Source organism: Photobacterium indicum (assembly GCF_003026215.1).
Classification (GTDB): domain Bacteria; phylum Pseudomonadota; class Gammaproteobacteria; order Enterobacterales; family Vibrionaceae; genus Photobacterium; species Photobacterium indicum.
The window spans coordinates 1,288,462-1,314,065 of the sequence record NZ_PYOC01000001.1 but is presented as its reverse complement, the minus strand read 5'-3'; the positions used below and the strand labels follow the sequence as shown (position 1 = coordinate 1,314,065).

21 protein-coding genes are annotated in these 25,604 nt (G+C 40.4%); 9 read left to right on the top strand and 12 right to left on the bottom strand.

Translation table 11 applies throughout. From position 1 onward, the window contains the following. Positions 1-142: 142 nt before the first annotated feature. The 3 genes from C9J47_RS05905 to C9J47_RS05895 all read right to left on the bottom strand — a co-directional run bounded on the left by C9J47_RS05905 (position 143) and on the right by C9J47_RS05895 (position 2,519). Positions 143-1,135: a D-alanine--D-alanine ligase gene (locus C9J47_RS05905; RefSeq protein WP_107252667.1), complete on the bottom strand. Its 993-nt coding sequence runs from the start codon at positions 1,133-1,135 to the stop codon at positions 143-145. Positions 1,136-1,354: 219 nt separating this feature from the next. Continuing rightward, entirely contained in the window at positions 1,355-1,918 is a 564-nt protein-coding gene (locus C9J47_RS05900) for a sugar O-acetyltransferase (protein ID WP_107252666.1), read from the bottom strand. A 61-nt stretch (positions 1,919-1,979) separates the two neighbouring features. Beyond that, on the bottom strand, positions 1,980-2,519 hold the full coding sequence (locus C9J47_RS05895; RefSeq protein ID WP_107252665.1) for an SPOR domain-containing protein: 540 nt from the start codon (positions 2,517-2,519) through the stop codon (positions 1,980-1,982). Positions 2,520-2,690: 171 nt separating this feature from the next. Between C9J47_RS05895 and C9J47_RS05890 the strand changes: the two genes are divergently transcribed. Beyond that, positions 2,691-3,200: a DUF2301 domain-containing membrane protein gene (locus C9J47_RS05890; RefSeq protein WP_107252664.1), complete on the top strand. Its 510-nt coding sequence runs from the start codon at positions 2,691-2,693 to the stop codon at positions 3,198-3,200. A 179-nt stretch (positions 3,201-3,379) separates the two neighbouring features. Next, on the top strand, positions 3,380-6,109 hold the full coding sequence (locus tag C9J47_RS05885) for a bifunctional acetate--CoA ligase family protein/GNAT family N-acetyltransferase (protein WP_107252663.1): 2,730 nt from the start codon (positions 3,380-3,382) through the stop codon (positions 6,107-6,109). 133 nt (positions 6,110-6,242) lie between these two features. Here the strand turns inward: C9J47_RS05885 and C9J47_RS05880 are convergent, their stop codons facing one another. Further along, on the bottom strand, positions 6,243-7,136 hold the full coding sequence (locus C9J47_RS05880) for a LysR family transcriptional regulator (protein ID WP_107252662.1): 894 nt from the start codon (positions 7,134-7,136) through the stop codon (positions 6,243-6,245). Positions 7,137-7,336: 200 nt separating this feature from the next. On the opposite strand from C9J47_RS05880, the gene C9J47_RS05875 reads away from it, so the two are divergent. Next, positions 7,337-8,188: a DUF4344 domain-containing metallopeptidase gene (locus C9J47_RS05875; RefSeq protein ID WP_107252661.1), complete on the top strand. Its 852-nt coding sequence runs from the start codon at positions 7,337-7,339 to the stop codon at positions 8,186-8,188. A 235-nt stretch (positions 8,189-8,423) separates the two neighbouring features. Beyond that, positions 8,424-8,747, top strand: coding sequence for a hypothetical protein (locus C9J47_RS05870; protein WP_107252660.1), 324 nt, complete (start codon positions 8,424-8,426; stop codon positions 8,745-8,747). 127 nt (positions 8,748-8,874) lie between these two features. Here the strand turns inward: C9J47_RS05870 and C9J47_RS05865 are convergent, their stop codons facing one another. Beyond that, a complete protein-coding gene (locus C9J47_RS05865; protein WP_107252659.1) occupies positions 8,875-10,152 on the bottom strand; it encodes an NRAMP family divalent metal transporter in 1,278 nt (425 codons plus the stop codon). Positions 10,153-10,782: 630 nt separating this feature from the next. Here C9J47_RS05865 and C9J47_RS05860 point away from each other — a divergent pair. The 4 genes from C9J47_RS05860 to C9J47_RS05845 all read left to right on the top strand — a co-directional run bounded on the left by C9J47_RS05860 (position 10,783) and on the right by C9J47_RS05845 (position 15,858). Then, positions 10,783-14,079, top strand: coding sequence for an intermembrane phospholipid transport YdbH family protein (locus C9J47_RS05860; protein ID WP_107252658.1), 3,297 nt, complete (start codon positions 10,783-10,785; stop codon positions 14,077-14,079). A 49-nt stretch (positions 14,080-14,128) separates the two neighbouring features. Further along, entirely contained in the window at positions 14,129-14,338 is a 210-nt protein-coding gene (locus tag C9J47_RS05855; RefSeq protein ID WP_107252657.1) for a YnbE family lipoprotein, read from the top strand. 18 nt (positions 14,339-14,356) lie between these two features. Then, entirely contained in the window at positions 14,357-14,680 is a 324-nt protein-coding gene (locus C9J47_RS05850) for a YdbL family probable chaperone protein (RefSeq protein ID WP_107252656.1), read from the top strand. A 197-nt stretch (positions 14,681-14,877) separates the two neighbouring features. After that, the gene (locus C9J47_RS05845; protein WP_211321687.1) at positions 14,878-15,858 is read left to right on the top strand and encodes a YeiH family protein; all 981 of its coding nucleotides are present in this window, start codon (positions 14,878-14,880) and stop codon (positions 15,856-15,858) included. Positions 15,859-16,253: 395 nt separating this feature from the next. On the opposite strand, the gene C9J47_RS27005 is transcribed toward C9J47_RS05845, so the two are convergent. The 3 genes from C9J47_RS27005 to C9J47_RS05830 form a co-directional block, all read right to left on the bottom strand. After that, on the bottom strand, positions 16,254-16,463 hold the full coding sequence (locus C9J47_RS27005) for a hypothetical protein (RefSeq protein WP_170107433.1): 210 nt from the start codon (positions 16,461-16,463) through the stop codon (positions 16,254-16,256). Between the two features lie 146 nt (positions 16,464-16,609). After that, positions 16,610-17,914 carry a Y-family DNA polymerase gene (locus C9J47_RS05835; protein WP_107252654.1) on the bottom strand — a complete coding sequence of 435 codons (1,305 nt, stop codon included), beginning with the start codon at positions 17,912-17,914 and terminating at the stop codon, positions 16,610-16,612. After that, the gene (locus tag C9J47_RS05830; RefSeq protein ID WP_107252653.1) at positions 17,914-18,300 is read right to left on the bottom strand and encodes a LexA family protein; all 387 of its coding nucleotides are present in this window, start codon (positions 18,298-18,300) and stop codon (positions 17,914-17,916) included. Before C9J47_RS05830 ends, C9J47_RS05835 begins: the two co-directional genes overlap by 1 nt. A gap of 250 nt (positions 18,301-18,550) precedes the next feature. Between C9J47_RS05830 and C9J47_RS05825 the strand changes: the two genes are divergently transcribed. Further along, entirely contained in the window at positions 18,551-18,955 is a 405-nt protein-coding gene (locus tag C9J47_RS05825; protein WP_107252652.1) for an SPOR domain-containing protein, read from the top strand. Between the two features lie 127 nt (positions 18,956-19,082). Here C9J47_RS05825 and C9J47_RS05820 read toward each other — a convergent pair whose 3' ends face one another. Genes C9J47_RS05820 through C9J47_RS05805 form a run of 4 tightly spaced genes read right to left on the bottom strand, consistent with a single transcriptional unit; the run spans position 19,083 to position 25,591 of the window. Further along, positions 19,083-19,652, bottom strand: a complete 570-nt coding sequence (locus tag C9J47_RS05820; RefSeq protein WP_107252651.1) for an Lcl C-terminal domain-containing protein — start codon at positions 19,650-19,652, stop codon at positions 19,083-19,085. Positions 19,653-19,664: 12 nt separating this feature from the next. Continuing rightward, entirely contained in the window at positions 19,665-21,143 is a 1,479-nt protein-coding gene (locus C9J47_RS05815; RefSeq protein WP_107252650.1) for an Lcl C-terminal domain-containing protein, read from the bottom strand. A 14-nt stretch (positions 21,144-21,157) separates the two neighbouring features. After that, the gene (locus C9J47_RS05810) at positions 21,158-23,461 is read right to left on the bottom strand and encodes a proprotein convertase P-domain-containing protein (protein ID WP_107252649.1); all 2,304 of its coding nucleotides are present in this window, start codon (positions 23,459-23,461) and stop codon (positions 21,158-21,160) included. Between the two features lie 12 nt (positions 23,462-23,473). Continuing rightward, positions 23,474-25,591 carry a TonB-dependent hemoglobin/transferrin/lactoferrin family receptor gene (locus tag C9J47_RS05805; protein WP_107252648.1) on the bottom strand — a complete coding sequence of 706 codons (2,118 nt, stop codon included), beginning with the start codon at positions 25,589-25,591 and terminating at the stop codon, positions 23,474-23,476. Between the last annotated feature and the right edge of the window lie 13 nt (positions 25,592-25,604).

The following is a 25,604-nucleotide window of genomic DNA, read 5'->3' as shown; positions in this document are numbered from 1 at the left end:
ATTAAGAAAAAACGCCAATTGTCGCATTTAGGTATAAGGAGATTCAATTCTTTGGCGTCACTGTTGTTTCAATTATTCGAAAAAAAAGCCACTCTGATTATAACCAGAGTGGCTTCTAAAACACTAAGCATGCATTACGTTTTTACTTAGCTGCAGCTTTGATTGCTGTTTCGATAAAGCCAGCAAAACTATGCCCATGATGTTCTAACATTTTGGGAAACATTGAAATTGGCGTCATACCTGGGAACGTATTAATTTCGTTCAGTAAGATTTCGTTATCTTCACTCAAGAAAAAATCAATACGAGAAAGATCTTTCAATTTCATCTGGGTAAAAGCTTTACGCGCATATTCACGAATTAACTCAACTTGTTCATCCGTTAAGTTTTCAGCTTCAACCGTTGTAACTGAATGGCTATCGGTACTGTATTTCTCTTCGTAGCTGTAGAACTTATCCTCAGGACAAGCAACTTCACCAGGCTTTGAAATAACCAGTTCATCACCGTATTGATATGCAGCAATTTCTAACTCACGCGGCTTAATTGTTTTTTCAATCAGCACTTGATTAGAGTAGGTAAACGCATTGTTTACCGCTTCTACCAGCTCATCTTTATTTGCGACACTGTAACAACCTACCGATGACCCCTGAGAGGCCGCCTTAATAAATACCTTACCCCAATCATCAAATGCTTTCGCCGCTAATTCGTGTGCAGCATCATCATTTTCACTTAAGAAAACATAGGGGGTATTCGGTATATTTAATGCGTCGAACCACAGTTTAGTGGTGATCTTATTAAAACAATTCGTGCTAGATTCAGCGTCACAACCCAAATAAGGCAGACCTGCCATTTCTAAAAATGATTGTAAGTCACCTGTTTCACCAGGGTAACCGTGAACACATGGAATAACGTAATTAATCGGTGTTTTTTCGTCGCCAATTTGAAGCGTACGATCGAGGTTTAGCTGGCACAATGCATTATTAGAATCAAACCAACCTTCCGTTTTCATTTCAACACGGGTGTAAGAAATCCCTTCAATGCTCTGTAATTGTTGCTCGATATAATTAGCCGATACGAGAGAAACTTCGTGTTCGGCACTGCCACCGCCGCAGAGTAATAAAACATGGATCGAGCTCATTTTCATCCCTTGTTGTACACTGTCGGTTAAATGTATCGACCGACTAAATTAGTTTGTCTGTAATGACGTATGCAGAAAAATGCAAAAAAGCACGCCAACACAATAAATAGAACCCCATATTAATAAAAAAAAGCGAACTATTGCACCTTCTCTTACTTCTATTGGTTAAATATCTCAGTTTTACACTTAAATCCAGACGATATGACCAGCTAAATAGCATTAATCAGCTGTATCGCTACTGTTAATTACTCGAATAACCTTCGCAGGCGTACCACCAACGAGTGTATCAGGCGGAACATCATGTGTAACAACACTACCTGCCGCCACGACTGAACGGGCGCCAATGGTTACCCCCTGACAAATAGATACATTACCACCAATCCAAACATCATCTTCGACAGTGATTGGCTTACACCATGATTCCCATCGTCGACGAGATGCGTGATCGAGTGAATGTGTTGGAGTAAAAAACTGTGTCGACGGACCAATTAACACATTATCGCCAATATAAATATCGGCATTATCTAGCATCACGATACCAGCATTCAGAAAGGTATTGTTGCCTATATGAATAGTTTTACCAAACTCGCAGCTAAAAGGCATGCGTATTACTGAGTTATCTCCAAAAGAGCCAAGTAGTTGCTTCAACAAAGCCTGATGTTGAGATGAAGGCGACGATCGTAGCTGAATAATCAGTAACTCTGATTGCTGACGCAAAGTATCAATAGATACATCATTGCCGTCGTATAACAACCCTGTTCGCATTTTCTCTAATTCATTCATCTTGTTTACTTAAAATTTATAACCAAAAGAAAAAGAGAGCTTTAGGGCTCTCTTTTTAGGATTAATTCAATCGGGAAAGTTTTGGCGTAGATGAGGCTTTAATATCATCTAGGCTACGAATAAATGGGCCATAATTTTTAACATCTTGCGGTAAAGCATTAAGAAAACGCTTAGCTTCTATACGGCTATCAAATTGTCCGTACAATAAGGTGTACCACGGCAGTCCCTGTAACTCTTTTTTATTCATCCACACCGGTTGGTTCGACGGTAACTTATTCATGTAAGTTGTGAAGTTTTGATTATGGCTCAATGCTAGCACTTGAATAGTGTAACCTTGCTTTGTTACATCCGCGTACTTATAAACCGTTTTTTTAGGTTTTTCTACTGGCTTTACTGGCTCAGAAACAGCTTCTTCTTGGTAGGCAACGGTTGTATCTTCCGTTGTGGTTTCAACTTTTGCTTCTTGCAGATGATCCATCATTGCAATTTGCTCTGCTGAATACACTTCTTCAGATGAAGACGTCGTCAGTTGCATTGTTTCTGAATCTGATGCACAACCCGCTAATACCGTAACTACGGCTAAAACAGCTATTTTTTTCATTACTTCTCTGCCAAAACGATATCTGCTTTTATTTTGCAGCTGTATGGATTACTGATCAAGCCTAAGCTTAAGATAGATCAATAACTATCTGTCATAAGTCACATGAATTGGGTTCAATTAGCCATATAACAGCCGTACAATACTTCGTTATCAATAATTTTGGAGTTTTCAATGGCAGATCCTCATATTAAGTGCGAATTAGACGGACTCGATAAACTTACCGTTCTACTGTACCGCTGCGCCCTTACCTTTTCTGCAATTATCATGTCTATTGTTGCATGGGAGCCTACATTTGCTATTCCAGCCTTGGTTATAGCGGCACTGATTGCATCATCAACTGTACACATTTACGACAAGCGTTTTCGTTGGCTGATTCAAGGCAGTGGCTTGTTTGCAGCAATATGGTTAATTTCAGGGTTATGGCAACCTTTAGCATTAGGGGCTGCGCTGTTTGCATTTAGTGCATTAGCAATTAAAGAATACTTCTGCTTTCAGCTAAAAATATTAATGCTAACACCTATTGCGCTTGCGGGCTTTTGGTTCTGCCTCGTGTTCGGACAAGAGCACATTAGCATTGCTTTTAGCATGTCTGGTTCAATTTTACTGGCGGTTACGGCTTTCTCTAAATGGCGTATGCCACTGCATTACGATATTGGTGACAAGACCCGTTACCAAGTATAAATACCCTCTCAGCTGTGTTTTTCAAGGTAGTTGGCACTCTTTACTTAAAATATAAACTCAAGGATGCAACGGATAGAAAGTCCTTGGGTTTGATCACAGCTCCCATACATTAGTCAGAAACTCCTCTCGTCATCCGCTAATATCATTATGATATTTCAATATAAATTCGGGGTGAGAATATGAACGGATTGGATAAACTGCTTAAGCCAAAATCCATTACCGTTATTGGTGCATCAGATAACCCAAATAGAGCAGGTAATATTGTTATTCGTAATTTGCTCGCAGGAAGTTTTCATGGACCGATAATGCCCGTTACGCCAAAGTATGATGCCGTTGCCGGCGTGCTTGCTTATCCTACTATTGATAGCCTTCCCCGAGTTCCCGATCTCGCTGTACTTTGTACCAATGCTCATCGTAATGCCGATATTATTGATCAGCTGGGGAAAAAAGGCGTGAAATTCGCTATCGTCTTAGCTGCAGGTATGAATCTAACTGTTTCGTCAAAAGGTGAAACTGAAGAAGCAAAAATGTATAACATCGCCAAGCAATACGGAATGCGTATTGTTGGCCCTAATAGTATGGGGCTAATCTTGCCTTGGTTGAATTTGAATGCCTCGTTTTCCCCGATTTCAGCCAACAAAGGTAACATTGCATTTATCTCTCAATCTGCTGCAGTTTGTACCACGATTCTTGATTGGGCGAAAAACAAAAGTATTGGTTTTTCTACTTTCCTTTCGCTGGGTGATGCGTGTGATGTTAACTTTGCAGAGTTGCTTGATTACCTATGCAGAGACAGTAAAACCGAAGCCATTTTATTGTATGTCGACTCAATAAAAGACGCTCGTCGATTCATGTCTGCTGCACGAGCGGCTGCACGAAACCGTAGAATCCTTGTATTAAAAAGTGGCAGAACAGAAGCTGGCAGTGTAGCTGCACACCTACATACAGGCGGTGAAATTGGGCTTGATGCGGTATATGATGCGGCTATTCGACGCTCAGGTATGTTACGCGTACACAATACCCACGAGTTATTCGCAGCAGTAGAAACATTAGCGCACTCAGTGCCGTTACGTGGTGAACGACTCGCCATCATCACCAATGGTGGCGGGCCCGCAATTATGGCGGTAGATGCGCTATCTGATCGCGGCGGAAAACTGGCAGTGTTAAGCAATGAAACCATCGAGAAGTTATCAGACATTTTACCCTCTTGCTGGTCACATGCAAACCCCGTCGATATTATTGGCGACGCTGATATCACACGATATGAAAAAGCAGTCAATGTATTGTTAGACAGCGATGATTTCGATGCGTTATTGATCATGCATTCACCATCAGCGATTGCTCCTGGTAATAAAACAGCACAACGTTTAACGGAAGTATTAGCAGCTCACCCTCGCACTAAGCGCTTTAATGTACTTACCAATTGGTCGGGTGAAAACGAAGCAGCACAATCGCGTAAAATTTTTACTGAAGCGGGCTTTCCTGCTTATCGCACCCCAGAAAGTGCTATTTCAGCTTTCATGCACTTAGTCGAATACCGACGAAATCAAAAACAATTGATGGAAACACCTATTTCATTTGGTGATACATCGATTGTATCGGGTGAAAATAAACGTAACCCACGCCACGTTCACGATGTATTGAACCACTTGCTAGCACAAGACATCACCCACCTAGAAACACATGAAGTACGCCCTGTACTTGAAAGCTATGGCTTTAAAACACTACCAACATGGATTGCGTCTGACCCTGCTGAAGCCGTGCATATTGCAGAACAAATTGGTTACCCCGTCGCTATTAAACTTCGCTCACCAGATATTCGCCATAAATCAGAAGTACACGGTGTGTTGCTGCACTTACGTACTGCCGATGAAGTAGCCAATGGCGCACAAGCTATTTTAGATCGCGTCTCAATGAATTACCCAACTGCCCGTATTGATGGCTTATTAGTACAGCGCATGGCAAGCCGCTCTGGCGCACAGGAATTACGTGTTTCTGTTCACAATGATTCGGTGTTTGGCCCTGTTATTTTAATGGGTGAAGATGCTGCTGCGTGGAATATTCACAAAGATGCCGCTGTTGCGATTCCTCCTTTGAATATGGCGTTAGCCCGCTATATGGTTATCAATGCAATTAAAACGGGCAAAATTAAACAACGCAGTAGCCTTGAACAAATTGATATTCCTGCACTGTGTAATTTATTAGTGAAGATATCGCAGCTGATTATCGATTGCCCTGAAATCGTCGATTTTGATATTCACCCACTGTTAGCATCGGGCACTGATATGACAGTGATTGATGCATCAATGACGTTACATCCGTTCAGTGGCGACAAACAAGCACGCTTGGCTATTCGCCCATACCCCAAAGAACACGAAGAATCATTTACCTTAAAAGATGGGCGTAAAATTTTATTAAGACCAATCTTGCCAGAAGATGAACCCAAGCATAAAGATTTCATCTCACATGTGTCTGTTGACGACTTATATAAGCGCTTCTTTTCAGATGTTGGCGAATTTAATCATGAAGCGTTAGCTAATTTCACCCAAATTGATTACGACAGAGAAATGGCATTCGTAGCCACCAGCCTAATCACCAACGATGAAGGAAAACCAGAAGAAATTATCATTGGTGTTACTCGCGCTTTATCGGATCCTGAAAATATAGAGTCTGAATTTGCGATCTTAGTAAGATCTGATTTGAAAGGTGTAGGCTTAGGCCGGATCTTAATGGAAAAAATCATCCGTTACTGCACACAAAGTGGTGTTAAAAGAATAACCGGAATGACGATGCCGTCGAACCGAGGCATGATAATGCTCGCCCAAAAGGTGGGTTTTGAGATTGACGTTCAAATGGCTGATGGCGTTGTTGAAATGCTCTTGCCATTAGCAAGCAAAACACCAGCATAACTTTCAAAAAATGCGAGTTAATAACGATAAAATTCACAGTTATTACTCGCCTTCTTATTTAACCTTAACGACACTATTCTAGTGCTAGTATACAACCGAAAAATATCACCAAAAATCAACGCTGAATTAAGTATCAGTTAAGCTGTTTTTTCCAAAGCTTTTCAATATTTTTAATGCACCACACTTTTGCCTTACCCATTTGATTTCGATTCCATGCAAGAACCATATCAAGCTCGTAAATGGGATCGTCACCAATAACTTCCAACTCACCGCTATCAAGTGCCGACTTGGCATAGCACATCGGTAATGTACCAATCCCCATACCTGTTTTCAGTGCCGCCAGCTTATCATTCATGGTACTAACAGTAACAAGTGCTTGTTCTTCTAGAATATTATGCGACATAGGTGGCATATTACGTGCTGTATCAGCAACCGCAATCGCTAGATATTGTTTACGCACAGCAGGATCTAATGGGTTCTCTTGTTTATGAATAGGATGATCAGGGTGAGCAACCCACAGCGTCGCTAATTTACCTAACGGTTGAATTTTCACTTCAGGAGGTGCAACAGTCGGTGCAGGAGCAATCAATAAATCGGCACGATCTTGCGCTAATGCTTCCCAACAACCGGCAAGAATCTCTTCTTTAAAGCGAATACGTGTTTTGCTTTTTTTTCCCAATTCTGCCACTAGCGGTAGCATACTATTTACGCTCACTAGCCCATCATAGGCAATTGTTAAATCAAGCTCCCATCCATGCGCGAGGGCACTTGCATCTGCAATCATTTCATCGGCAGCTAATAATAATAACCGGCCACGTTCAAGCAACAATTGCCCTGCTTTGGTAAAAACAGCTCGGTGTCCTGAACGATCAAAAATAACTAAATCCAGATCTTGCTCAAGCTTCTGAACTTGATAACTCAATGAAGATGGTGCTCTGCCTAATTCTTCTGAGGCTGCTGCAAAGCTTTTCCGACGATCTATCGCATCAAGTACGATCAAAGCTTCAAAAGATAATAATTTATTCACGACATCTCCAATCTATGAATTATTTAGCGTATATATGCCACTATTAATTAATAGAAATCAAACACTTTTTGCACAATAATGACACGTTATAGGTCACTGGTTTTTAAGTCAACGCTTTCAGGAGGACATACAACCATAGCAGCAATTTCTTGTTAACTGACTATACTTATTCGTTTTTTACATCATGGATGCTAACCACTATGTATATAAGCCCCTCCTTAGCTATCGCATTAAGCTTTTCTTCTCTGTGTATTCGTTCTTGTGTTAAACCTGCGGTTATCTTGTGGCTAGCCCGTTCGTTTTCAGTGCATGCCAATTCCGAACAAGCTTCGACAACGCCAATAACGTCTATTCCTACCGTTACATACCAATTCATAGAGCCCAATTCAGCTCAAGATAAAAAAGTGATGCAATTAATTAAGCAATCTGACGCGATTAAGATGGTAAGTGACATAAGCCGCCAGCATGTGCATTTTTCACCCAAGCTCACTATTGTTTTCGGTGCAAAGGATGGTCCACTCTATGATCCTGAAATCCATCAAATTCAGGTTCCCTATCAATATATCAATGACGCGATGATACGCTTTACTCAAAACCATTATGCAGAAACAGGCATAGATGAAATTCAAGCGACACTCGACACTTTAGCGCATACATTACTTCATGAGTTAGGGCATGCATTTATCGCAGACAGAGACATTCCCATCTTGGGTAAGGAAGAAGATGCCGTCGATAATTTAGCAACAATAATACTACTCAACTATGTCGACAATGGTGCCGACATTGCAATCAGTTCAGCTGACCTATTCGCTTTTGAAGATCAAGACATAGACACATTTGATGACCTCGATTTTATCGATGAACATAGTTTAGATATTCAACGTTACTTTCATATGTTGTGCTTAATCTATGGTAGTGATCCTGACGAATATAAAAGTTTACTATTAGAAATCGATGATGGATCACGACAAGAACGTGAAGATACCTGCATCTATGAATATGAATCAATTTCTCGAAATTGGTTAAGGTATTTAAACAAACCTCGTCACTAAAACTAGGCATCATGCCGCATTCAAATAATCAATAAAGTGAATATAATTTCAGGAATATAAGTATTACCCTCGGTAATTTTCTAACCTTAACGATAATTTAGTCATTAGAGTGAATAAGCGGGATTTCTATAAGAGTGTGATCTACATAAAAAAATATCTATCCAATGTTGTTAGAGTATTGCCTCTACAAACGAAAAGTAAACCGTACTCAAAGCAAATATTAAGGATAATACGCATGACACCGAAATCTCTTACAGATACCATTTTATCGTTAAAGCAACACACTGCTCAAATCATAGAGATATCGAACCAAAGCAGTGATGACGTGATACCCCATGATATTCGCGAAATGGCGCTAACTGAATTGCTCGAAATAGAACACACGATAGAACATATTGAACACATAAAAGCATCCCTTAACACGGCAATCAATGCGCTTGATACCGACAATAAATACTTACTCAAAGATGCGTTATTTTCAGCCATGCATGCAATTAACCATCAATCGCCAGTGAGATCTTTTGACAAATACGAAAGCGCCCCTTCTCTTGCTGGATAAATCGTCAGAGCGGTATAAACAAATTGATCGCACAAAAGAAGCCCTCACAGTTTGAGGGCTTCTTTATTTAAATGCTTAGTTATGAAAGCTTACCGATTTGGCTACTTAATCATTTAAGCTAGCGCGATTACATTAACCATTTCCACCAAATGAATATCGCCAAGAAGCCAAATAGATACGTCAAGCCCGCCCAAGATAACACTTTCATCGAACGGCTCATCGATAACTCTTCAGGCAGCTTAGTACGTGTTACCAGCAAGTAGTTAACTAAAGCAAAGATTGGCGTGGTCATGAATGCTAGTATCATCGCGAAATCAAGCATAGGCATAAGCGCCGATGTGAAGAATAGTAAGATTCCCATTGCACAACCGCCAACAATTAGCATCCAAGCATTATGGTAGCGACGCTGATCAAGCTCTTTCTTCTGAATCAGTAAATTGGCTTCTGCTAATGCACGTGAATAGCCATCGATTACCGTAATAGTACTACCAAAGATACAAAAGAAGGCGATAACAGCAATAAGGTAGCGAGACCACTCACCAATCGTTGAGGCGTACATACCCACCAGCTGATGCGAGAATCCAATGCCTGATGTTTTCAGCTCTGCACCATTACCGTTTAATACTAATGCCCCTAAGGCTAAAAAGACGATAGCCAATAATGCAGTGCCAATATAGCCTACATTAAAATCAAACAAAGCCGATTTCGCCGTTACATTTTGCTCTTTACGTTGGCTCTTCAACCACAAAGACGTCAAACATGAAATTTCAATTGGGGCTGGCATCCATCCCATCATGACAACAAGAAAACCAATAGAGGCAATGGCCCAAGGTGATGGTGCTTCAAAATCCGTCGGTGCAACACTGCCCTTACTTGCCGCTACAATCACCGCACTTACCGTTGCTATAACAAGTACAACCATGATGGTTTTCGACAGTGCATCAAGTGCCTTATAATGCCCTGCAAACAAAATAGCCAGACATGCCACCATCACGACACCCGCTAAAGTGGTTAACGGTAATTCGAATGGTAAGAAATACCCTAATAAGCTCGCACTAAATAGCAGCAAGGCTGCCGTATTCACAATACCTGAAATTAAGTTAAGCCCAGCGAATAACCATAAGTAACCGCGTCCCATTTCACTGTAACCTTGAATAAGGCTATTACCCGTGCCCATCGTATATTGAACACCAGCTCTAAAAAATGGGTATTTGAAAAAGTTAACTAATAGAATTAGTCCCGCCAATTGCCAGCCGAAAATTGCCCCCGCCTTCGTCGAAGCAACAAGGTGTGATCCGCCAACAGCTGCTGTTGCCATCATAATGCCAGGACCAAGGGAATGTATCAGTTGTTTTAACCGGTTACTCGGCACTGAACCAATTGAAGCTGAAGCGGTATTTTGCATAATCACATCCTGATGATTTTTATAGTTGTTTTATTTATATTTTTTTAGTGCTTTCAGGTTATTTCTTAACGCTGATAGCCTTTTTTCTCAGTTTTAAACAAAATTAGCAACCCTTCAAAATAACCCGTAAAGTGAATAAAACCACAAAATAATCAATACCCAGTTATTACCTCTATTTTATGAGTGTGTAACAGATCTGTTATCAGGTATAAATGATAAAAAAAACAATAAAAAAACCTTTTATTTCAGTACTATTTGAGAAAAGCAGAATTTACATCTAGATAACTCTCACTCACCTCGGCGGCATGCCGATAGTGGAAAATAGTACGAATCATTGGTATAAAGCCTCACCCAAGCACTATTCTTGGTTTTCTCTCTTTAATATGTACATTTCTTCTCAAAACATTTTTCTCATAATATAGACGAAAAAAATCCGCCTAATACACGCTTCACGGTTTATGCTTAAAAGACCTTATCAGACAGCTATCTACCTGATACAGATAATAATTATGTCCCGTAATAACACATTCAAATTCATTGGGAAGTGCATAGAAAACAAAACGAATAGAAAAAGGAACACAGCAAAACACCAAACAACGCATTTATAGGGTGAAGTAATTACTGAAGGATATGACGCAAACCGAATCTGACGTTCCATTAAAAACAACGAGTTCAACACCATCAAGAACTCACAAAAAGCGTTACCTACGCTTCATTCTGCTGTTTTTATTAATCAGCCTTTTATTACCCAGCATTTTCATTCCACCTTGGCTAGCCACTAAAGGGATAGAGATCATCTCAATTTCAGGCGTAAACTTTAAGAATGGTTTAATGATAGAGAAGATCTCTGTAGTGATAAGCCAATATAGATTAAGGTTCACCAACATTTCTGTCGGGCGATTTATTGATAATGAAAGTGCTATATCTGCCGCCTCGTGGCGTTTATTTGCAGAAAAGACAGACATTCGATTACCCACAAAGCTAGAGGGTACGCTAAATAAGCAAGGGATACGCCTACAATACATTCACTTATTCGACACCTCACTCAACTTTACCGATTTATCTTCCCCCTATATATTCAGCGCCCACGCTAAACGTATCACAACTGCTGCATTTCATTCTGACGGAACAGAACTTAGAGCAAAGCAAGCAGTTAACAATGTGGATTTAGTGCTCGCAACACAACCAGACTTCACGATCAGTGGGATGATTCAACAAGGGGACTTTTCACTCTTTTTTCCTAACTTAAAAACATCCCCCCATTATCCTCTGCAATTTAGTAAAGCTAACTTTTCAATTGCTTGGCGTCCTAACAGTACACCGTTATCCATTCATATCGCTAAAATTGAACCAAGGTGGAAAACCATTAATGAAGGGTTTAAACAGCACGTTACCAATGCATCGCTAGAAATGGATATCAACCGCCCAACAAAAACCATGATGTTACATGCAGACACGGCCTTACTCGATCAACCTACCCGACTGCCTAGCTTTATCGAACAACCTGATAACGAAAACAAAAGCATTCATTTAGGGCAAACCATTGCAAACCTCGCCCAATTGCCCTTTAAAAAGCTAAAAGTGAAGAAGTTTACTTACGGACAATTGATTCTTGATGCCAAGCTCGTGCTTGAAACACCAACACTACAATCAGGAAAAAAATCTAAACTGGCGAGGTTCACTCTAAAAGGTAAAGCACTCGCACCCAAGCCTTACAACCTTAATGTACACATCAAACATTTAAATCAAGACGATGCGTATTTTACTGGCTTGATGTCGGGTCCTAAAGGTAATTCACTTAACTGTAAGGCAAACATTCGCTTTAGCCAGCCATTACCTAAAGACCTAACCTGTACTGCTGATTTTAAAAATACCAAAGATATTACCGAACGATTCAAACTCAACAATATCCCCAGTGCGAAGCTCATTCACCCTATTGTTATTACAGCAAAGCAATTGGAGAGTGATGAGAAAAACGTGGTGATTGATAACAAAGTAATCGATGCAAAGTATCAGATCGACATATCATTGCCAAAATCGTTGCCCGTCGAACTCAATCATTATGCTGTGTATGTGGCTGGACTATTTACCAACAGTTCCACGGCAACAAGTACACCGCGTGAATTCACTAAACCTAATTCACCGTTACAAACTGTTGCCAATATCGAACTCATAACAGACGGACAATTACGTTTAATCGCGCGATACCATAAAGAAAACGTCAAATTAACCTTAATCAATAAGTCGGAAATAATACGCTTAAAAAACAAAAAGACACAATCAGAAATTACACATGTATTCAAAGTATTAACGTGCGAAAGCGAGACACCACAACACACGTTACAATGTCACATAAAGGGAGATATAAAAGCGAAGATAGCGTTTTTATCTCCCATCGAAAAGCTTCATCTAAAAACACTATCATTGCACTCAAGCCTTGATATGCAACTAGGGGGAAATACAGCAATCTCTTTTCTTGATACTCAAATAGCAAGCGAGCGATTAGTCTATTCCGGTCATCCTGAGTTTCTGGTTTCTGAAGCCTCTAATGCCCAATTAAGCATCGATAATCTATTACTCAACTACAACACAGTGAATGGTTTAACATTAACCCAAGCCAAACCAACAGATGCCTCTTTTTCTGCGAGTTTATATGCAGAAAAAATTATTAATAACGCCCCTATTTCAGAGAAAAATCACCAACAGATTGTAGCTAAAAACACACCGTTCCCCACTCAAAAATACAGTGGAAAGCTTGAACTTAGCATCGCTGAATTTCGTTTAAACAAGCCTATTGATAAGCCACTAAAACTAAAAAGTAATTATCAAACAACAATAAGCATGAAACAGAATCAGCAACGCTTACCCCCTTTTTCTAGCCAAGGAAACCTTTCTTTCAACCCTGAAAAGCTAATGATCACGGGTGATTTGACCAATTATAAAGCAGCACGTTTAGTCCGTTTTACCGTTAATTCTTATCTGAAACGTCAGAAAACACAAATAGAGTTACACCGTAATGAAGTCTCATTTTCATCAACTAACTCTTTGAAAAAACACTTTTTGCCACATTTACCGATTGATTACGATCTTAACCAAGGCTCTGTTGCCTTGCAGGCAAATATTCTTATCGATAAAGGGGTTACCTCTGGAGATATATCACTCTTTGCAAATAGTTTGTCGGGCTACTATAGAGGATTTCATTTTGCGAATGTCGACTCATCGACCACACTATTATTTTCTCCTCAGGGTATTAAATCAAAATTTCCCATTAGTATTCATGCCGAATTAGTACATTTAGGCGTGCTATTCAGCAATGTTTCTATGGTATTTGAATTAGATACAGCAAAAGAAAAATACCAGTTACACCGTGTATTTGCAGAGGTTTTCGGGGGCAATATTAGTACGCACAATGTATCAAGTAATAGCCTTACTACGATTGAACGTATTCCTATCGTGATACATAACCTGCACCTTGAACAAGCCTTGGCACACATCGAGCATGAAGAAATAGAGTTAACGGGTATTTTAGATGGTCAAATCCCATTGGCTATTCATGACGGTTTGCCTGTTGTAACGAATGGTAAACTACACTCTCGCTACCCTGGTGGCGTATTACGTTACTTAGAAGGCTCGCGTATCGACAAAAATGTAGAGGCAGCAGGAGAAAATAGCATACTAGTCGTTAGTAAGATTCTCAAAAATTATAACTACGACGCGCTTGCTATTGATATAGACTATTCTAAAGAAGGTAAATTAAAAGCAAGTTCACGATTTAAAGGTCGTAATCCTCAGTTTCAAAATGGAAGACCTGTGAATTTAAATCTGAATATTGAAGACGACATTCCAGCATTACTAAAAACGATGAACGCTATCGATTCATCAAAATTGGAAGGTCTATTTTTAAAACAATTGGGTATAGATGAGTAGCTATTTTTTCGCGCGAGCATTAAACAAAGGCTAAGAAGGTTACAGCCCCATGGATATACAACTAAAGTTTTCGTTCATACTCACGGTTCTGACATTGGTACTAATGTTGTCGATGACGACTGGCTGTACGCCAACCGTACAGGTAGCAGCATCCGATAAGCCCATCGAAATTAACCTCAATGTTAAGATTGAACATGAAATCAGAATAAAAGTTGATAAAGAAATTGATGATTTATTTAGTGATGATGATGTATTCTGAATGCGCAGGGAGAATGCCATGAAGAATTTACTACTAATTTGTATCGCAATATTCATGAGTACAAGTGTATTCGCACTTGACTTACAGCAAGCTAAATCACAAGGCTTAGTGGGTGAAACCAATAAAGGCTATATTGCTATTGTCACCTCTAGCGCATCTTCTGATGTCAAAAAACTCGTTTCTCAAGTCAATTCACAGCGTAAAAATAGCTATAAAAAAATTGCTGTCTCTCACGGATTAAGCGAAGCAGAAGTCGGTAAGCTTGCTGCCAAAAAAGCACTCGAAAAAACACAACGTGGACATTATTACCAAACACCTTCGGGAAAATGGAATAAGAAATAATACCTTTACCTTGTAAATCTTGGGTTTATTTCTTGCTTTGATAGATATTTTACCGTGATCAAGATGAAAAGCTATTTAGAACTTTTTAACTGTACATTCAATAATACTGAACCCCCGCATCAAAAGATTTAAATCTACGGAATGTTTTTCAGCACGTATACTGCTTTTACTTTTATTTCCTCATTTTAGTGTAATCAATGTCTTCTAATAAGCCTTCTCGTAAACCACATACCTTTCAGTTCCGAGGGAAGCAACTTCAAGCGTCTGACTCTCTGTTTTTTATCATTGCGCTTTTATGCCTGCTGCCTATTATCAGCTCACCAGTCGCGCTTATCTTAGGCTTTACATTAGCCAGCTTTGGATTTGTTCCAACTAAACTAAACATAGCCGCAGCCACTAAAAAGTTACTCGCTTACTCAATCATCGGTCTTGGTTTTGGTATTCATCTCGACCAAGCAATAGCAGCAAGTACACAAGGTTTTGGTTTAATTGTTGGCTCAATATTTTTCACTCTGACTTTCGGTTGGTTTCTTACAAAAGCGCTACGTTTAGAGCAAAAGACCGGACATCTAATTGCTTCTGGCACGGCGATTTGTGGTGGCAGTGCCATTGCAGCAGTCGCCCCTGCAATTAATGCTCGAGATGATCAAACCTCTTTAGCATTAGCGACGGTATTTGTACTGAACTCCATTGCACTGTTTATCTTCCCGGCGATTGGTCATTTACTTGAAATGAGCCAGCACGCTTTTGGCACTTGGGCTGCTATTGCTATTCACGATACATCATCGGTGGTGGGTGCTGCGGGCGCTTACGGTGATGAAGCATTACGAACGGCCACAACAATTAAACTGGCACGTGCATTATGGATTGTGCCTATTGCCTTTTTAAGTGCATTACTGTTCAAAGGAGACAATAAGAAAATTGGTATTCCTTACTTTATTTTGTTTTATTGCCTTGCGATTGTATTCGCGCACTTTGTTCCGTCTTTAGAAAATATTTATAGCCACATATTCGTTGCCTCTAAACGGTTATTAGTTGTGTGCTTATTTTTAATCGGTTCAGGCATTACCATTCAGAAACTACGCGCTTCAGGGTTGAAGCCGCTGCTATTAGGCGTTTTACTCTGGGTGGCTATTGGCGTGGGCTCTTTAAGCTATATCTTACTCAATGTCGCCTAGGGCGTGTTGAGGTTTCAAGATTCGGCCTGCTGAGAGCGATTTTTTCAGATAACAAGGCAGAAATTGCAAAACAAAACGAGTGCAGCCGCACTCGTTTTTTATGGGGTAATATCGATATTTTTACTGCTATACCCAAGTTACCTCAAGATGCTCGTTTCAGCGAGAATTTGTTGAGCTGTAGGCAAGGCGTTCATTTAAATACCTAGCGGTTCTAGGTTGAAAATGAGCAACGCCGCATAGAGCTCAATAAAACTCGCCCTTCGGGAGTGATTCAGCGTATCTACTTCAGTGTCAAATGTGTTTGAAAGAGAAAACTATTCCTACACACATTTTCCTTGAATTAAATACGCAGAGATCACTCTGAATCCTGCATCTTGAGGTAACTTGGGTATAATCTAATCTGGTTTAAAAACGGGGGTGCTCTCGTTCCTATTATCATTTTCGTTATTCTGTTTCTTATCTGATGATTTAACAGCTCGAATCCACACCAAGGCTAATAAAACCAAAAAAGCGGTAAGATCTAATAATGCCGTTACTAAGCCTGATGTCATCAAAGACCCAAGTATCAACAATAAAACAACCACGGCACCAATCCATTTATACATAAGTATTATCCTTCTTTTCTGTTCTATCATTATCGTGAAAGATCAGGGAGAAAGAAAAATACCGTTTACCTCTATAACATAAATAAAAGCTATAAGTAGGGCGCCTTAATATCCATTTTGATATAAGGCGGATATTAAAACTGACCCTAGCACTTCGCGATAGGCAATTCGTCAAGCCTCGTTGTCCAACGGTTTGAACGAAAAGCTTGCCGCATATGCCAGTTTGTCGACCCAATAACAGATGCCGGCTTAATACCGTTTTTAAATCGAGCATTCACTTGATCGGTAATTGCCATTAGATCCCGCCGTTTATGCTCATCAAGTGCACTTGTATCAAACATATCCAACTGGAAGTTGTCATTATTCGCCTCTGTTAATCCATCTAGAATTACGCCAATCTTTTGGTACTCATAGCCCGGTCGGTAGAGTTGCTTTAACTGCAACAAAGCAAGATCAAGAAACTTGTAACTATCTTGGCTGGGGCAGCTTAGTGGCGCAGCACTACTTCTATTATGCTGTGGCAGGTTCTTATGCCTATTCGTACGTAAAAACACACCAACAACATTTGCTTGGCTTCCTTGCTTACGCAGTTTTTCTCCCGCACGCTGGCAATGAAAAGCTAATGCCGCTTTTAATTCATCAAAATTAGAAATACCCGATCCAAAACTTCGGCTCGATAAAATTTGTTTCCGCTTTTCATCAATGTCTCCAGGATCGATACACGCAACGCCTTGCAGCTCCATGACTGTGCGCGCTAAACCAACATTCCACAGTCGACGCATATCTGCAGGAGTCTTGTTCGCCAGTTGCAGCGCGTTATCTATGCCTGTAGCACGTAACCGTGAGGCTGTTTTAGCACCTATCCCCCATACATCTTGTATATCTGTTCGTTCAAGAATCCATTGGCGACGTACATCTGAATCAATTTTAATGACACCTTCCACTCGACATTCAAATTGCTTCGCTGCCTGATTACCTAATTTGGCCAATGTCGGTGTTGCACCGATACCCACACGCACTGGCAAACCAATATGATCACGAATGGTTTCTCGTATTGTTGAACCGTATTGTTCAAGAGTATCAAGCCTGAAGCCATCTAAACGAACAAAGGCTTCGTCTATTGAATATTGCTCTACATGAGGGGAAAAACAATGTAGTTCTTCTATAAAGCGTCGGCTCATATCGGCATATAACGTATAGTTAGAGCTGCGAACTTGTACACCTAGACGCCGAGCTTCGCGCTCAATTTTGAACCAAGGTGCGCCACGCTGTATACCTAATGCTTTCGCTTGCTCTGAAACGGCAACACAACAACCATCGTTGTTCGACAATACCACCACGGGTTTATTGACTAATGAGGGATCAAACAGTTGCTCACAAGAACAATAAAAGCTCTTTACATCGACCAGTGCCCATACCTGATTTTTATAGCCACTAAGGTGATGTGCCATTATGCTTTCAACAAGTCATGTATGTTACGTGTAACCACACCAAATATTTCAGCATCTTCTGGTATAGGAAAGGCTTTAAATGTTGGGTTCTCTGCTTTTAACCACCATTCATCGTTGTAACGCATTAAACGTTTACAGGTAAATTCATCATAAATGCGCACAATCACAACTCGCCCTGCAACAGCCTGCTCTGCCCGATCAACCACCAGCAAATCCCCATCGTAAATACCAGCACCGATCATCGATTCACCAGACGCCCTTAACAGAAACGTGGCATTCGGATTTCGAATTAAATATTCATCAAGTTCTAATTGTTCTTGATGCCCATCAGCTGGTGATGGAAAACCACATTTCACCGATTCCATAAATATAGGCAGCGTAAGCATAACGTCCTCGTGTACTTTTCTTGTGCTCGCATTACACGGGCAACTGTATATATATACAGTTTAATCTTAACTTCGTATAATAGTCACTTCTTGTGAGCCTTTTTTTCTTCACATGAACAATATTTCACCTAAGCCATTGGTTCGTTTGTATTGGTTCATTGGTTTTATCTCGATATTATTCGAGATTCAGCTTTATTTTTTTCACCATTGGCCGCTATAAACACTATAAAGATCTGTATGGAGACAATTGATGCGTAATGTAATGATTCTTGTAGCACTACTCTTTCTTTCTGGCTGTGCCACCAACAATACCTCAAATGATGCTTCTCAATGCGTGGGGGTAATGACCACCACCGAAGCGTATGGGCATATGGACCCAGCACGTTTTACCATTCAGATACTCGCAATCAGCGAAGAGCGTGATGTGCGGGGCTATATCAGCGAGATAAAAGGTCAAGATCCTATCTGGGTGAATTGGAAGCGTAGTCGTGGTCAAAACTGGTACGCTGTTATTTACGGTGATTTCGCAACAAAAGATGAAGCGAAAAGTGTGATTGATGGGCTATCTTCTAGCATTCGTCAACAAGGCCCTTTCGTACGCAGTTTTGCCGATGTGCAAAGTGATCAGAAAACAGACGTGTTCCGTATGCGTTAATCGCTGTGGACTAAGCCGTAATATCAGTATTTATAAAAGTAATAACTAATCAAGAGAAGCAGATACAAAAACGCCAACTCATACACTGAGCTGGCGTTTTTATTTCAACTAATTTTTTAAACAGTGCTTATTTATTAGCCACTAATAACATTGAATATTCAGCCCAGGCAGAACTGCCATCTCGTCTACTAACAGAGCCATCACCTATACCAAACACAAAGAGCTCTTTCGACCAATGTGCCGGGGTTGATGACCATACTGTACTAGCATTCAAATAAATATCTTTACCTATGTTAGGAAATGCATATTCATTGAGTGCTGGTTGGTAGCATGACGACTCATGAATACTTTGCAGCTCTTTAATATTTGGTAAACGCCACTCTTTTACCCCACCAAATTGATATAAATAATGTTTCGTATTGGTATTAATGTTTTTTACTGTTTGAAGGGCTGGCTGCCATGTTTGCAATAAAGGCTCGTTAATACAGCTAGTGCCATCCCATTTCATACCGACTAAACAGCGCATCCATGTTAAATCCGTTTTTAGATCTTTCACTGTGCCGTTTTGATCTACTTCAAAACGCCCATCAGGTGCAGTACGGGGTGCTTGAATACAAATTTGAGCTTCTGTGGCCGCTTGTACATGGCTAGAACACGCAGAGACAACCAATAATGCAGCCGTTAATGTCTTATTCATTTTTCTTATCCCTTATTCTGTAACCAAGCGAACTAATAGTGCATTTTCGGAAATACAATCATCTTCATCTACGGCTTTATCGCTCTTACAAAGATCAATGCCGTAAGTCAGATCCCCAATGGTATCTCCTGCTTGATCTACACTGGTATAAATAAGCGCTTCGGGATCATCCGTTGTAAAACGGGTCGTATTCCAATACCAACCCAGATCATCATTACCACCATTTATATATGGGAAAAAATTCAAGTTCATACCCGTTAATAAATCAGCATCGGGCAGTCTGCGCGATTCACTCAGATCCAGTAAATCAAATTGCTCGTTAGCGGTGGGTAAACGCCAATCACTGTTGCCACACAGCTTAATTGTATTGATGTGGTTAACATATTGCTCGGTGTTACAAAAATCACTATTTCCATCAGTACTGCACGTCGCAAGAGCGTGATCGTTTTTGTTAGGTGTATAGGTTGCCGTTTTCAGTTCATAGCTTCGGGCTTTATGGCGTGGGCTAGTTACATCATCAACCTTCACTTCCCACATCAAACCGGTATTAAGATCTTTTACACAATCCCACTTTTCGGCACTTTGTGTAAGCTCGTTACCTTTATTGTCAATTTTAACTAAGTTGAACCCTGACTTTCCAAAGCTATCAAGACCATAATCGGCATCTTGCCCAGGAAACTCATCGCTGGCTTGAACTTGCATTTCACCATTTATAAAATGTTGAGTAACACCCGTATCATTAGAACCAAAGGCTTTAATAGTGCTGTTTTTAATTTTATCTTTAACAATCGCCATCGCATCTTTATCATTGGCTGCAAAGGCTTTTACAACATATTCAACTTCAGCTCCGGCTTTCAATAAGCTTGATTTAAACCCTCCGTTTGAATCAAGTTCTTTCATGTACTGCACAAAGTTGTCATTAAAATGATTGAGCTTCTGTTTTTCTGCCTCATCAGATAATTCAATCTCAAAAATATTATCTATATCACTGCTGATATGTGTATTAAGGGATTGTTTAACGCTTTTCACTGCATCTGAAAATAGTAACGGGTTTATCGCATCATTCATTGTAGAAAAAACAAGCGATGATACGGCTGATACCGTAATAACCTTACCTTCTCCAAACTCTTTCGATGCTGGGCTTACCAGCTTAAAATCATATCCATTTGATAGCTTCACTGAATTCACGTTACTGCCATAAACCACGATAGGTTTGGTCAATAACGAAGAGCTTTCACTTTTAAGCGTAAAAGTACCATTCGTTGATTCGATAACAAGATCACTATCATCACACGTCAAATCGCTATTAAGATCGACACAGGCCATTATGCCGTCACTGAAACCTTCGCTGATTTTACCTGTTAACGTATATGTTAATTTAGAGTCTGTGGCGCCACTGGAAACACCATCTAAAACAGAGTCGGAAGATCCATTACAACCGGTTAGTGCAATGCTGACAATTACACCAACGACGGAAAGTTTAAAATTCATTATTTCACCTATTATTACGGAGTGTTTTTTCTTAATTTAATGATGACAAGCATAAACAACGACAACCAACCTAGGCTTCCTCCGCCCGACTTGCTGCTACTGTTCGTCGCTTCATTGTTTCCATTGTTATTGTTATTATTCGTTTCATCGGTTGCTGTTTCTGGTTTGCTATAACCTGAGATATTCGCGATTCCCCAAGAGACCAACTCTCCACTTTCACCCACAGCCCGATCGGTTACTTTTAACGTCCACGTACCTTCAAGTGATTCGCCCTTTAAGCGGTTAACTTGCTGGTTAAATCGAGACATTAATTGCTGGTTAAATTCATCTTGCTGAATATTGTCATAAGCGAGCAATGTTATTTCACGATCGCCGACAGGTGGCGTTAGCGTGATTTTTAAATCAGACATGCGCTTATGTTTGATATGCAGTGAAACTGCAAAATCGTTATCCAGTACGGCGGTGTCTGCTAAGGTCAGTAAATACGATTTAACCCCAATTTTATTACCGCCAAGCCCCTCTTCTGTAGAGGTTGCATCGCTCAAGGTTGAATTTTCCACTTTTGGAGTGTGAGTCAGTTTGGGTGTGCACACTATAAACGGAATACTGTACTCACCTTTAGTGGGAATTTGCTGGTTATTGAAATCTGTAACCGTTTCAGCATTAAGCGTAAATGCATCACCACACTGCACACTATCGGGTACTTTTACTGTGATCGTGGCTTGTTGTTTCTTACTGCTTAAAGCGGTATCAAACGAAAGAACATCATCAGATTGTTCAAAACGCCCTGTAAATGTATGAATGTTTTTACCTGAAAGATTAAACAGATCGAGTGTAACCTTGGTTTTCCCATCTTTAATCATCAAGAACTGTGGCGCATAAAAAGCAACAGCATTCGTTAAAATATTGTGCGCTTTAAACTGCTTAACAAATAAGTCACTGTAATTGCTTTGAGGATAGAGCCGCTCTGCCGCTTTTACGATACTTAGAGCTGCATCTGGCATTGTTACTCCGCCACCTAATGCCGCAATACCTTCCCAAATAATGCGATCGATATGTTCATGTGCGGGCTCACCGTGTTCAGCAATCGCAAGCTTCAATACTTGAAATAAAGGCGTTGACCATAACTGATCCACATTAGAGCCATTTCTGACCACATGCGCAGGATACGATGCACCAGGTAGATAGCGCGCTTCGGTATCATTCAAAATACGCGTACTTGTTTTCGACGTATTTATCCCGTCCCAACGAAATACGGTATCGGGTTGAAATGTTTTATTACTGCGATAACGAGAAGAAGCCGCCCAGTAATCTCCCAATCCTTCGCCAATCGCACCGGTATCACCGTCACGCCAGCGTTTAACTAAAGAGAAATTAATCATATGACCCAGCTCGTGCAAAATCACATCAGCATCTTCTGCATCGGCAGATACACCATTGCCAAATACAATCACATTTTGGGCTAAGTACGCAGTTGAATTATCTTTATTGCCAAAGAAAGCATCAAACTGAACAGGTTTTTCACTGACAATATCGAAGCCAAGTTGCTGTAAATACTGCACTGATTTATCAATGTGATAAAACGCCATAGTATCTAAGAACTGGGTATGCTTATTTTCATAATCCCTTATATCTCGTTCTATCGTGAAATCACTTGCCGACGTTATGATCCCTTGCTGGCTAACATCAGCTTCCAAGGTACCATCGCCATCAAGGTCAAAAGCACGTACATCGACAGCCCTAACACGGCTATTTTCTAAATACCGTGTACCAGCCACTTCTGTCACTTCAATATCGGAATACAGTGAATAGGCCGCATTTGATATCACATCGGAATATTCCAATGTTGTATCTTCCAACGCCGTTAGTGGATCAGGATCAAAAACATTAAGTGACGTGGTAACAATTTGTTTTACATTACCCGCCGTAACATGAGGACCATAGGTTTGCTCTGGTGTATCAAGATCAATCGCTCGATTATCTTCTTTCGCTGATTGGCATTCACTTTCGTCTAGAAGGTGCGTGTAAATTTGCATCACTTCTTTGGTGTTTCTATCGACGGTAACAACCACCGAGCTACTACACGCTACAGCGTTAGCAAAGCCTTGATAAAATCGATATTGCGTAGACAACAAACTCGTTGAAACGCTTTCATTCACTAAGCCAGTTAACGTATAACGCTGCGCGAGCAGTTGCTTTGCTTCATCGCTAGACGTTACATAAAAAGGGTCTAACGGAAAATCGATCATACTTGCTAACGGTGCTGAACAGTAAGAGCCTACAATAGGGAGCAAGAGTGCTAAAAGGTGCTTTTTCATTACAACACCCCCTTAAAAGTTATACTTCACGAAGACGTTGAAATTACGTCCCGCTTCAGCATTATATTTTGATAGCGCATCCGACATGCCACCTACATCTTGGTAACGTACATACTCGCGATCAAAGAGGTTATTAAGGTTGCCACTAATAAATAGATCCGTAATAGGCTCATAACTTAAACCTAAATCAACCGTGCCCCAGCCTGCTGTGGTCACACATTCACCATCAGAGCAGGTTGGTACTTTATTCATCGCAGCCGCAAAATTCCAACGCACAAACGCATCAAAATCTTGGCTGTAATCAAGCGCTAAATTACCTTCCCACGGGGTCGATGTTTCAACGTATGCGCCGTTCTCTTCTTCTGCGGTCACTATGCCGACACTACCAGAAGCGGTTACTGTTTCGCTTACTTCAGCGCTCGCACCCATCTCAAAACCGTATGACTTCACTTTGTCAAGATTCACATATTGAATGGTTATACGACCATTATCACTGTTCATACCCGTTCGGTTTGTGCGAATAAAATTATCGAAATCACTGTAGAACACAGCAGCATTGACACTGTAAATACCCATGCGAGATTTCACACCGATCTCAAAGTTGTCGCTGGTTTCAGCTTTCAGATTATAATTCGGTACTATCTCAAATGGCGGTACACCATCATGAGGTACATAGCCATACACTTTGGCATAATTAGGTGAATTGAAGCCGTGGTTATAGCTAAAATACGTCTTCAGCTCATCGGTAAAGTTATAACCTATCGAGAATGACGGTGATATTTCACTTGATGTGGTATCACTAAGTGCGAAGTTATAACCATTGCTGGCTAGTTGATTTTTATCTTTTGGGGTTAACTGGTGAAAATCATATCGAACACCGAAACCGATATCCCATGCATTCCACATAATGTCATCATGTGCATACATACCAATATTAAATGTATTGGCATCAGCAAAAGGATTCGTTTGGGAAGTAGATGTAGAACCATCGCTAATAACGGCTTTTCCAAGCGTTCGTGAGTGCTCTTTAAAAACAGTATCAACACCCCATACTATATTTTGGTTATCAAGGTGGCGTTGGAATTCTGTTTTCAGTCCCACTTTTTCTTCATCAAACTGACCGTTCTCAAGTAACAGCAATTTGTAATTTATATTTTGAACTAGCTTAGTTTTATACCGTGTTTTGTTATTGTTGCTTTTGGTAGATTGGTAGTAACCCAGCACTTTCGCGTCATCAAATAATACAAAGTCAGCATCGTTATACAAATACGTCGCTTGATATTTATTAGAAGAGGTCACTGTATTTTCGTTAAAATCACCAGACTTATAATTATCATGGTCATTACGATCCATTGTATCTTCGTAATAAGAGACTTTGGTTTTAATTTCTTGGTGATCACCAATATAAAAATTACTGGTTAGAGAAAGATCAAATCCGTCAACATCTCGATCATATACTTCACCAGTATAATTCTCAGATTCACTACCCGTCCATTGGCTATAACGTACTAGATGCTCTGAAGAGCCAATGCGCTGTGCAAAGTTTACTGTGCCTTTGATTTTGTCACTTTCACCCACATAATTAGTGCTGACTTCAACTGCTGTATTTTTATGTGGTGTTAAATAATCAGATGCATCTTTGGTCGTTATTACGATTAGGCCACCAAGGGCGCCAGAACCATGAAGAGAAGATCCTGCACCTTTTACGACTTCGAGCTGTTTCGCCGCAGACAGATCAAAACTATTGCGCCCCACTTTGTCACTCAAATCATCAGCACCGTAACCGTCACCCGTTTCAACACCATCTTCAATGATTTTGATACGGTTACCGCGCATACCACGGATCGTGATATTCTGAGGACGCCCCGCACCACCGCTAACACTGACACCGGGAATATTTTTCAAGCTATCATAAAGCTCTGTTGCACCTTCGCGCTCCAGTTCGTCGGATGTAATAACCGTTACGGAGCCATTCACTTCATAAGGCGCTTTTTCAATTTTTTGAGCGGTTACCATCACAACATTTGTTTGAGAAACAGATGTATTTTGTGATGGTGTTGATGACATATCAGCAGCGTGTACATTTCCGCAGAGTGCAGAAACCGCTACAGCAAGCACTGTCTTATTCATGGGTATACTACTT